Below are 10,442 nucleotides of genomic sequence, written 5' to 3'. Positions count from 1 at the left end.
TTCCAAGCAGCTTGCTGTCCATAACCGCCGTTCCAACAACTTTCCCATGAGGCCTCTAGGTTGGCTTTCTCCTTTAGAGTTCACTGTCCAATATGTTTGACAAACCTACAATCAGCGAAATTGCACCCATTTTTTGCTTTTGTGCCTAAAATGTGCGGCTGTATGCAAAAAATTTTGTTTTGCATTGATTTTGAAGCGGTTTTATGATAACCTTATATTGCAAGAAAATGCAGTGGACAAACCCTGTATTTTAATTTGTTAGGAGGTTTATCATTATGAGTGAACTGAAAGGCGCTTGCGTCATCGGCCAGTCGGGCGGCCCGACTTCGGTCATCAATTCTTCCGTGCTCGGCGCGTTGGAGACCGCGCTGGACAATCCGTCCATTACCCGCGTATTCGGCATGTCACATGGCATCAAGGGCCTGCTGAACGACGAGTTGTACGACATTGACAAGGAAGACCGCGACGAGCTCGCGCTGCTGCGCTACACCCCGTCCTCGGCCCTCGGCTCCTGCCGCTATAAGCTGGCCGATCCGGATGTGGATGACACCGATTACAAGCGTATCCTTGAAATCTTCAAGAAATATGACATCCGCTATTTCTTCTATAACGGCGGCAACGACTCCATGGATACCTGCAACAAGGTTTCCAAGTATATGATGAAGTCTGGCTATGAGTGCCGTGTCATGGGTATTCCGAAGACCATCGATAACGACCTCTTTGGCACTGACCACTGCCCGGGCTTTGCTTCCGCCGCTAAGTATATCGCTACCTCCTGCATGGAAATCTATCAGGATGCGCGCGTTTATGACACCGGCATGGTTTGCGTCGTTGAAATCATGGGCCGTCATGCCGGCTGGCTGGCTGGCGCAGCTGGTCTGGCAACCGCGATGGGCGCAGGTCCGGACCTGATTTATCTGCCCGAGACCGACTTCGACATGCAGAAGTTCCTGGCAGACGTAAAGCGCATCTATGCAGAAAAGGGCAACTGCCTGGTTGCGGTTTCCGAGGGTATCCACTATGCAGACGGCTCCTTCGTTTCCGAGGCCAAGACCTCTGCGACCGACGGCTTCGGTCACGCACAGCTGGGCGGCTTGGCTGCCATGCTGGCGGACACCGTTAAGAATGAGATCGGCTGTAAAGTGCGCGGCATTGAGCTTTCTCTGCTCCAGCGCTGCGCGGCGCACTGTGCTTCCAAGACCGACGTAGACGAGTCCTACATGTCCGGTAAGGCTGCCGTTGAGAACGCTGTTGCTGGCAAGACCGACTACATGCCGGGCTTCAAGTGCACCCGTGACGCGAACGGCTACAAATGCGAAATCGAGCTGCTCCCGCTCTCTGAGGTTGCTAACACCGAGAAGAAGGTTCCGCGCGACTGGATCAACGAGGAAGGTAACGGCGTAACCGAAAAGTTCGTCGAATATGCTATGCCGCTGATCGCCGGCGAGAATGTCGGCCCGAAGGTGAACGGCCTGCCGCGCTTTGCCAAGCTCAAGAAGATTAAGGCAGAGGCGTAATCGTCTTTTAATTAAATAGCGCCTTGCGGCGCAGGATGATAAAATGGGCAAAGCCGCAAGGCTTTGCCCGTTTGCCTTTCTGAAAGGTGGGATAGAGATGAAAAAGCAACTTTCCACCCCCGTTCTGGCCGTGCTGGCCATCGCTTCCTGGCTGGCGACAAGCAGCCTTGCCACTTGGCTCAATTACGCCTATGACGGCGCACTCAACGTCAACCCGGTCTATCTGTGGATTTATGGCGCAATAACATTGCTGATTCCATTAGTCGCCGTCGAGTATATCGAGCGCGATCCCCCCGACCGCTCACCCCGCTGGGCAGGCGCGCTATTGCTTTTGCTGTGTACTGCGATCGCCTATTTGGCACTTGCATACGGCGGCTGGTATGTTTGGTATCAACCGAGCGTCTGGTATCTGTGTCTGCTGGGGCTGATCGGTATCTCCGCCTGGCTATACCATATACTTCCTTTCCGTCGGCCAATGCAGCCGCGTTCTGCACGCAGCAGAATTCAGAATACTTTCATCCTACTGCTGGTGTTCTATACGCCGCTCCTCGTAGTACTACCTCTGTACCTGCTAATTATGCACCCAGCTTCGGTTGCACAAATTACTCCAGTTGGCGAGGCCGAAGGCGGCAGATATATCGGCCGTATCACGGGCGACCGAACAGAAAATCCGCTTGGCCTCTACTTTTTCGTGGATGATGATAGCGAGCGTTGGTACTATTACGATGTGCTGACCAGTGAGCCAGCTGATTACGGGTAATGGACCGCATCTTCAATGGAGGCTTTTCAAAAAGCCTCTATTTTTTTGCAGTAATTCCCCTTCTCTATGCGTCAAATGATTGGAAAGGATGTGAAGCCGCTGTGGAACCGAACCAAACCAAAACGCTCTCGTATCTGCAGGACGAGGACGGCTTTGCACGCCTGCTCGATGATTGGGGCGACCGCCTGCTGCGTCTGTGCACGCTTTATCTGAAAGACGTGCATCTGGCCGAAGACGCGGTACAGGAAACGCTGCTGCGAGCATGGCGTAAAGCGGATACGTTCCATGGCAAAGGCAGTGAAACCACTTGGATCACCCGCATTGCAATTAACGTATGCAAAAGCTATCTTCGTTCTCCTTGGAAACGGCGCCGTGCCCCTGCTGAAGAATTGGATACGCTCTTTGCCGCTACGGATGATCCGCAGGTGGATGACACCTTGCCGCGCGCGATTCTCGCGCTATCCCGTCCTTACCGTGAAGTGATCATCTTGTACTATTATCAAGAACTCAAAGCGCGCGAAATCGCAGACGTTTTACATGTGGATGTCTCGACTGTCACCGCTCGCCTGTCCCGCGCCCGCAAAATGCTGCGCGAAGCCTTGAAAGGATGGTACTACGATGAATAAACGCAATATGAGGAGGGATTTGGATATGACCATGCAAAATATTACGCTTTCGCCCGAGCGGCGCGCGGCAATTCTCCAACAGCTTCATTCCCGCCGCACTAAGCTGCACTGGACAGTGGGAAAAATTACACTGGCGGCGGTACTCGCTGCGCTACTGACCTTTTCTGCATTCGCCGCCGCCATCCCCGCGCTTCGCGCCGCGCTGCAAAATGCGCTTGGCAGTTTTTCCGAACAAAGCCAGCCTCTTACCGGTATTGCTGCCGAGGACAATGGCATTGAAGTGCGGCCGGTGGCCGCGCTGACAAGCAGCAATCTGGTGCGCGTCTGGGTCGAGGTACAGGATAAAACCGGTGACCGACTCAGCGAGGATATGCTAATCAACGGCTGGATCGACCATGAGCAGGATAAAGACGCGCCGACCGTCAACGGCTGGCGCAGCGGCGAGCGTGTAGTATCCTACGACGAAAATAGCCGCACAGCACTCATCGAAATCTACGAGATTGGCCGTCCGATCGCGGATGGCACTGAAGTCAATATATCTTTCAGCAGCTTCCAACCTGCCGAACGCGCAGAGGAAACAGTTGATTTTCCGTGCGAGATGCTGTCCGTCACCGGACTGAAAAACATGGCGGAGGACATGGGCGTGCCGTTCTTTGCAGAGCACATTCCGTTAATTCCTGAACAGACACCCTGCGAACTGGAGGGCAGTAACCGCGTCCGTCTGTCCTCGGTCGGCTTTGGCGAGGACGGCAAGCTGCATATTCAAGCCGCTTTTCTGGGCGAAGCAAATCATTCCGGCAGCAGTATACACAGTAGAGTAACCGACGAACGTGACCCGAATCAATATTTCGGCGGCGGCCGATACTTCCAGTACAACAACCAATGGTATTTCGACGAAGTATTCGACATCGCCCCGGAAGACCTTCCCTATTTGACCTTTGGCGACTTGCAGGGCACTTATCAGCTGCACGACCCCGTCGAAGGCATCTGGTCGTGCACCATCACGGTGGAGACAGCCGACGAAGTTGTCTACCACCCGAACGTACAGGTCGGCGGCGCGCTGGTCGAAGAAATCCGCGTCTCGGAAATTGGTATATCTGCACGCTCTTCCAGTAAAGGCACGATACTTGGCCACCGCCCCACCTACGCCATAACCAAAGACGGCGAAAAGCTGTACCTCACCAACAATTGCATCGACGGTGGCTGGGGTACCGTACTGGATGACAATGGCGATCCTTTACCGGACGGTATGGGCTACGCACACGACCAATGGGAATTTGATGAACCGCTTGATCCGTCCGATATCGTCTTGCTGAACTTCGACGGCGTGGACGTTCCTCTGCAATAGCTTGAAAATCCTCTCCTTTTCGGAGAGGATTTTTCATGTCGTCTTGCAGGAACATTTGTTCGGTGATATAATACAGGTATCATGCGAAGGAGGTGCGCAGCATGGAACAACAAACCCTATTTGGCGGAGATGATAGCCGTCCGCTCGCAGCGCGGCTGCGCCCGCGCGACCTGTCCGAGTTTGTCGGGCAATCTCACCTGCTGGGCGAAGGCAAGGTGCTGCGCCGCCTGATCGAAAGCGACCACATCAGCTCCATGATTTTCTGGGGCCCGCCCGGCGTTGGTAAAACCACGCTGGCACGCATCATTGCAAACCACACCAAGGCGACGTTTATTGACTTTTCTGCCGTCACCAGCGGCATCAAGGAAATCCGGCAGGTCATGCAGCAGGCCGAGGACAATCGACGCTTCGGCGAACGGACCATCGTGTTTGTGGACGAGATTCACCGTTTCAACAAGGCGCAGCAGGATGCTTTCCTACCCTTTGTTGAGAAAGGCAGCATCATCCTGATCGGCGCTACGACCGAAAACCCGTCGTTTGAAGTCAACGGCGCGCTCTTGTCGCGCTGCAAGGTGTTCGTCCTGCAAGCGCTTGCAACGAACGAGCTTACTTCCCTGCTTTCCCGTGCGCTAACCGACCCTCGCGGCTTCGGTGGGCAGACCATCCGTATTGAACCGGATATGCTCGAAGCCATTGCAAACTTTGCCAATGGAGACGCGCGTGCCGCGCTATCCACGCTCGAAATGCTTGTGCTCAACAGCGATACAGACGGCATGACAGTCACCGTCACACGCGAGACGCTGGAACAATGTATCTCTAAAAAGTCTCTGCTGTATGACAAGACTGGTGAGGAACATTACAATCTCATCTCTGCGCTGCATAAGTCCATGCGCAACTCGGATCCGGACGCAGCTGTCTACTGGCTTGCACGCATGTTGGAGGCCGGCGAAGACCCGCTCTATGTTGCGCGGCGCGTGATTCGCTTTGCCAGCGAGGATGTTGGCATGGCTGACTCTCGCGCGCTGGAAATTGCAGTCGCAGCATATCAGGCATGTCACTTTATCGGCATGCCCGAGTGCAGTGTACATCTGACACACGCAGTGGTCTACCTATCACTCGCACCAAAGTCAAACGCGCTGTATATCGCCTATGAAAGCGCTAAAAAGGACGCTTTAACACAGCTCTCCGAACCGGTACCGCTTGTGATTCGCAATGCACCCACCAGACTAATGAAGGAACTGGATTACGGCAAGGGTTATCAATATGCGCATGACATTGTCGACAAACTGACCGATATGCAATGCCTGCCCGATTCTCTGGAGGGACGTGAGTACTACCGCCCAACCGAACAGGGTTCAGAAAGCAAGTACAAGGCGCGTCTTGCACAAATCAAGCAATGGAAACAGCAGCACCGTAAACGATAAACGCACAACAGGAAAAGGCACAGCAATTTTGCCGTGCCTTTTCCTTGTATTTTGCTATCCCAAACCTTACCGGATCAAAAATGCGTCCGGCAGATATCGCCCCTCCGGGTTTTTCGATAAAGTGGTCGGGCTGGTGACTTCCCGTCCTTGATACACCATCACAGATGACGAACCTCCATCCAACATTGAGGCCTGATACGCATGATAGGATTCCATAATTCCGGCGCACCGCTCAATTGAAATACCGAAGGAATGGAACTGACGTCCGTCCACCACCAGCATGATAACCGTTCCATCCTCCGCCTGACCAATGGCGGTACGCGGCTGCTGCTCATTCAGCCCCGTACCTGCCACCAGATTCTCACCGTTGATAATCAATGCAGGGTGAAATTCCACCGCATCACGCAGATTGGATGTATCGGTGAACGCACCAATCTGCAAATGATTCTCTTTATCAAAGCCAATGATCTTCCATGTATCGCCCACAGCATTCTGCAGCTCTTCCCCTTGACTTTTTAGAAAACCATACGGTAAGCCGCCCGTTCCATTGCCTTCATAATCCGCAAAACCGGACGCATTGATGCCCAAAATTGCATCATAATTCCGTACCATATCCGATACATAGGAACCATAGGAAAACAGCCCTTCACATGTTCCGACAAATATATTTTCCGGTTTTTTGCAAAGCGCCACCTTGCCGGCATATTCCATGCCAAGTGAGTCTTCACCGACAATTTCCGCAATCAGGATTCCATGCTCTGCATTGATCGCCAAAACTGTATGCCCTTGTTTGGTAACAATGCCTGTATTATAGTTTTTTTTCGTGGCATCTCCAATAAGATCAAGATTGATATGATCATATCCGTCGGCTATGTACTCCGGATTGTCCCGGAGAAATGCTTCAAAGCTATCCTCATCCAACTCGGAAAACGTTTGATAAAATTGCTCTTTTGGCGTAGATGCCTTTGTATCATTGGCATCTACATTGGTCCATGCGCTTGTAATACCCTCTTGCTTCTGATTGAGTAAATAGCGCTTTGCCATCACCTCTTCGATGATGTCGCCCGGTATAAACCAAGTAGCCAGCCATTGATGCGTCATTGTTCCCATTGCGGTTTCAATGTACCACTCCCTCCAACGGCTGACAAACGCATTTGGAGTATAAAGCAGAAAGGGGTAAACCACAGTCACGCATATCAGAAAAAAACAGGTTAGTCCGAGGGCAAAGCGGTGTCGTGCGCCGTTCATCGTTGTTTACTCCTTTTCCCGCTTATTTTTCTATCTAAAAAAGCATTTTTTAGCTGTTCATTTTGTGCCACGCCGTCTCCGACGAGCGATGGTTTTTGTATTTTTTTGAACAGGCTGTGCTGGAGCGGATGCCGTTCGTGCACGTGCCGCCAGTGCATCCTCTACCTTTTTGCGAATACGTGCAGCTGCTTCTTCACTTAAGGCATAAGCACGCGACGGCGTATGTGCATCTACACGAGGCTCATTCTTTTCAAAACGTGCATACGGGTCGTTGCGTCGTCCTCTCGAATGAGACGAAGCTGTTTTTCTTGCGCGAGGCGCAGCCGCTTTCGCGCGCTGCTCATTTTGTGCTTCTGCTGCTTTCTCCTTGCGGGAGGGACGCTTTGCGGCAGCATTTTTGCGTGCTTTTTGCTTCGCGGCCTTTTCCCTTGCGACATCTGCGGCAACCTCTTCCGCAGAAGCATTCTCCGAAACCGGCTTGCGACGTGTACGCACATTGGTCGTCTTCCGCTGACCGTTTTCTCGTCCTGCGCGTTCATTGTCTTTTTCCACGTGCGGAATCTCGCCTGCAAGCGGGATACGCTTACCGATCAGCTTTTCGATATCCGCCAAATACGGACGCTCAGATCGGTCGCAGAAGGAAATGGCGGTTCCCTCCTGCCCTGCACGTCCCGTACGACCAATACGATGGACATAGGTTTCCGCAATATTGGGCAGGTCAAAGTTGATGACCAAAGGCAACTCACTAATATCAATACCACGCGCGGCAATGTCCGTCGCGACAAGCACAGCAATTTTGCACCCCTTGAAATCCTCCAGCGCACGCTGCCGCTGGTTCTGGCTCTTATCGCCATGAATGGCTCTTGCATGAATCCCTGCACGGTTCAAGTCACGCGCGACGCGGTCCGCACCGTGCTTGGTACGCGTAAAGACCAGTGTCTGGTGTACATTGCTTTGACGAATTGTGTCAATTAGCAGTTCCCTTTTATCCGACTTCTCCACCAAAAAAACCTTTTGTTCGATTTTTTCCACCGGCTTGGCCGACGGCGTAATGGAAATACGCGCAGGATTGGTCAGCAGACTATCCGCCAATGCAGCAATTTCCTTTGGAATGGTTGCGGAAAACAGTAGTGTCTGCCGCTTGGCCGGCAAATATTTGATAATACGTTTGACATCCGGAAAGAAGCCCATGTCCAGCATGCGGTCGGCCTCATCCAGCACAAAACACTCCACTTTGTCAAGTTTTACAATACCCTGACCCATCAGATCCCACAATCGGCCGGGGGTTGCAATCAAAATCTCTGCACCGCGTGCAATCGCCTCCACCTGCGGTACCTGCGACACACCGCCAAAAATGACTGCTGCAGTGCACGACGTATACCGCGCATACTGGCATATATTCTCATAAATCTGTAGTGCGAGTTCTCGCGTCGGCGTTAGAATCAGCGCGCGAATCGTTCCGGCTTTTTCGCCCGATCCGGCAAGTCGCTGGATGATCGGAACCGAAAACGCGCAGGTTTTGCCCGTACCGGTCTGCGCGCACCCCATCAGGTCATGTCCCTCCAAAACCGGTGGAATCGCCTTTTGCTGAATCGGCGTCGGTTCGTCATACCCAGCTTCGCGCAGCGCCTTTAGTATATTTCTTTCAATTTTTAGTTCGCTAAATTTCATATCCTTCGTTCGTTTCCTTTTCAAAACTGGTGCTTTTCGGCAAATCTTTCTTGCCCGACTGCATGATAGTGTGTTATACTGTTCTGTAGTTGTCCATGTTTAACTGTCATTTGCTATGAGGTGAAATTATTGCTTGATATCCTGTCTCACACCTTGCCGGAAGCATTTTTCGATGTTCTCAAGACAATACCACTCCTGCTTGTGGTATACGCTCTACTCTATTATATCGAAAACCGGCTGACCAATACACCGGCTCTGCTCTCACGGGCAGCAAAATTTGGCCCAGTAGTCGGTGCACTTGCCGGAACCATTCCGCAATGCGGCTTTTCCGCCGCAGCTGCCGCACTATTCTCCGCCGGATACCTGGCACCCGCCACGCTGGTTGCCGTCTTTCTGGCCACCTCGGATGAAGCGGTGCCTGTCATGCTCGCCGGCGGTGCCAGCATTCCGCAGGTTGTTTCTCTGCTGGTGGTCAAGTTTACCATCGCCGTCATCGGCGGCTACATTTTACGTTATACCGTATTCCGCCGTTATCGCACGAACAGCGATGACGCACTCGAAATTGAAATGCCTTCCTGTGATTGCAGCGCAGGTTCTCGGATTTGGAGTGTTATCTGGCACACTTTGAAAACCGCGTTTTTCCTGTTTGCCGTGCTTTTCGTCTTAAATCTGATTATGCACCTTATCGGCGAAGACAGGCTTGCTTCCCTTCTTCTGTCCGACAGTATCTTTCAACCACTGCTCTGTGCCATCCTTGGCCTGATTCCCAGCTGCGCCATGAGTGTGCTGCTGTCCGAGCTGTTTGTCGGCGGCACCATTAGCTTCGGCGCCTTGATTGCCGGACTTTCCACCGGCGCAGGCTTTGGCTACATTGTGCTGTTCGAGGAGAAAGAGGGCCGGCATCGCGCGCTGCCCGTAATCGCAGCCACATTTGCCGTTGCTGTCATCGGAGGCACGCTTGTACAGATTTTCCTTGGCTAAAACCGATTCATGTCGAACGGTCTTTTCCTACGAAAAGGCCGTTTTTTCATCCCAACTCGTGTAACAGTTCAAGCGCGCCGTGTGCCCATACCATATCGATCTTGGTAAAATCACCGCCGGGTGTATATAAATAGGTTTCCACATCTTCCCGCAGCCGCTGATAAACCGTACCCGGCATGGCAGCATACTGCTCTGCTCCGTCGGACAATACAGCCACGAACCGGAAATCTCCGGTACGCTCGTCCAATTCATGGAACAGCAAATCCACCACATCCAAGTCATGATTGAGCTGCGTAAACAGCAGCAGCTTCATGATTTCCACCGCACGATCATCCAGTCCGCGTTCCAAAATGTTAATCTTTTCTCGGAAAGCGTTGAGGCTGTCTACTATGCGCAGCGTATATCCGGCCAGCGGATCAAACTGCGCCTTGGGCGCTTCGCCCTCCTCCGGCCACAGCCAAACCATAAACTGATTGGCCATGTCATGATACAAACACGGGTGAACGACAAGAGCCGTTTCACCACAATTGGGGCATTTCACGCGGAAACAGGACAGATCCTCCACCTGTGCCCGCAATTGAGGATTACGGTCAATGTTAATATGATCGTGCACCTTATGGTCAGCTTCAGTCTGGCAGTGCGGACAAGTGATAATCATGATTCCGTTTTTCCTCCTTGGTATATGCCCAATTTAAATTATTATACCACAGTTATCCGTCATGAAGCAAGCGATGCAGCCTATCCTGTTTCTTAATTATTGTAGGTTTGTCAAACATATTGGACAGAGAACTCTAAGGGAGAAAACCAACCTAGAGGCCTCATGGGAAAGTTGTTGGAGTGGCGATTATGGATAGCGAGCTGCTTGGC

Annotated in this window: 9 protein-coding genes; 6 read left to right on the top strand and 3 right to left on the bottom strand. The window is 52.3% G+C overall.

Going from position 1 to position 10,442, the window contains the following annotated elements; all coding sequences use genetic code 11:
- Positions 1-275: 275 nt before the first annotated feature.
- The 5 genes from ACTQ3V_RS14725 to ACTQ3V_RS14705 all read left to right on the top strand — a co-directional run bounded on the left by ACTQ3V_RS14725 (position 276) and on the right by ACTQ3V_RS14705 (position 5,675).
- On the top strand, positions 276-1,517 hold the full coding sequence (locus ACTQ3V_RS14725; RefSeq protein WP_441468179.1) for a 6-phosphofructokinase: 1,242 nt from the start codon (positions 276-278) through the stop codon (positions 1,515-1,517).
- A gap of 97 nt (positions 1,518-1,614) precedes the next feature.
- Entirely contained in the window at positions 1,615-2,277 is a 663-nt protein-coding gene (locus ACTQ3V_RS14720) for a hypothetical protein (RefSeq protein WP_441468178.1), read from the top strand.
- A gap of 101 nt (positions 2,278-2,378) precedes the next feature.
- Positions 2,379-2,903, top strand: a complete 525-nt coding sequence (locus tag ACTQ3V_RS14715; protein ID WP_441468177.1) for an RNA polymerase sigma factor — start codon at positions 2,379-2,381, stop codon at positions 2,901-2,903.
- A 25-nt stretch (positions 2,904-2,928) separates the two neighbouring features.
- Positions 2,929-4,251 carry a hypothetical protein gene (locus ACTQ3V_RS14710; RefSeq protein WP_441468176.1) on the top strand — a complete coding sequence of 441 codons (1,323 nt, stop codon included), beginning with the start codon at positions 2,929-2,931 and terminating at the stop codon, positions 4,249-4,251.
- A 101-nt stretch (positions 4,252-4,352) separates the two neighbouring features.
- Positions 4,353-5,675 (top strand): replication-associated recombination protein A, encoded by a 1,323-nt coding sequence (locus ACTQ3V_RS14705; RefSeq protein ID WP_441468175.1) that lies wholly within the window; start codon positions 4,353-4,355, stop codon positions 5,673-5,675.
- 66 nt (positions 5,676-5,741) lie between these two features.
- Here ACTQ3V_RS14705 and ACTQ3V_RS14700 read toward each other — a convergent pair whose 3' ends face one another.
- Both ACTQ3V_RS14700 and ACTQ3V_RS14695 read right to left on the bottom strand, forming a co-directional pair.
- Positions 5,742-6,923 (bottom strand): phosphodiester glycosidase family protein, encoded by a 1,182-nt coding sequence (locus ACTQ3V_RS14700; protein ID WP_441468174.1) that lies wholly within the window; start codon positions 6,921-6,923, stop codon positions 5,742-5,744.
- A 57-nt stretch (positions 6,924-6,980) separates the two neighbouring features.
- Positions 6,981-8,594 carry a DEAD/DEAH box helicase gene (locus ACTQ3V_RS14695; protein WP_441468173.1) on the bottom strand — a complete coding sequence of 538 codons (1,614 nt, stop codon included), beginning with the start codon at positions 8,592-8,594 and terminating at the stop codon, positions 6,981-6,983.
- A gap of 129 nt (positions 8,595-8,723) precedes the next feature.
- Between ACTQ3V_RS14695 and ACTQ3V_RS14690 the strand changes: the two genes are divergently transcribed.
- Complete coding sequence (locus ACTQ3V_RS14690) at positions 8,724-9,575, top strand: putative manganese transporter (protein WP_441468172.1); 852 nt, start codon at positions 8,724-8,726, stop codon at positions 9,573-9,575.
- Between the two features lie 46 nt (positions 9,576-9,621).
- On the opposite strand, the gene ACTQ3V_RS14685 is transcribed toward ACTQ3V_RS14690, so the two are convergent.
- Positions 9,622-10,233 carry a CpXC domain-containing protein gene (locus ACTQ3V_RS14685; protein WP_441468171.1) on the bottom strand — a complete coding sequence of 204 codons (612 nt, stop codon included), beginning with the start codon at positions 10,231-10,233 and terminating at the stop codon, positions 9,622-9,624.
- Positions 10,234-10,442: the final 209 nt, after the last annotated feature.

It is taken from the genome of Candidatus Agathobaculum pullicola, from assembly GCF_052117205.1.
Taxonomy (GTDB): domain Bacteria; phylum Bacillota; class Clostridia; order Oscillospirales; family Butyricicoccaceae; genus Agathobaculum; species Agathobaculum pullicola.
This window is presented reverse-complemented; position numbering and strand designations above follow the sequence as displayed.

Coding starts and splice junctions, on each gene's coding strand:
- ACTQ3V_RS14695 (WP_441468173.1), bottom strand. CDS start 8,594: ATGAAATTTAGCGAACTAAAAATTGAAAGAAATATACTAAAGGCGCTG.
- ACTQ3V_RS14700 (WP_441468174.1), bottom strand. CDS start 6,923: ATGAACGGCGCACGACACCGCTTTGCCCTCGGACTAACCTGTTTTTTT.
- ACTQ3V_RS14720 (WP_441468178.1), top strand. CDS start 1,615: ATGAAAAAGCAACTTTCCACCCCCGTTCTGGCCGTGCTGGCCATCGCT.
- ACTQ3V_RS14710 (WP_441468176.1), top strand. CDS start 2,929: ATGACCATGCAAAATATTACGCTTTCGCCCGAGCGGCGCGCGGCAATT.
- ACTQ3V_RS14705 (WP_441468175.1), top strand. CDS start 4,353: ATGGAACAACAAACCCTATTTGGCGGAGATGATAGCCGTCCGCTCGCA.
- ACTQ3V_RS14685 (WP_441468171.1), bottom strand. CDS start 10,233: ATGATTATCACTTGTCCGCACTGCCAGACTGAAGCTGACCATAAGGTG.
- ACTQ3V_RS14725 (WP_441468179.1), top strand. CDS start 276: ATGAGTGAACTGAAAGGCGCTTGCGTCATCGGCCAGTCGGGCGGCCCG.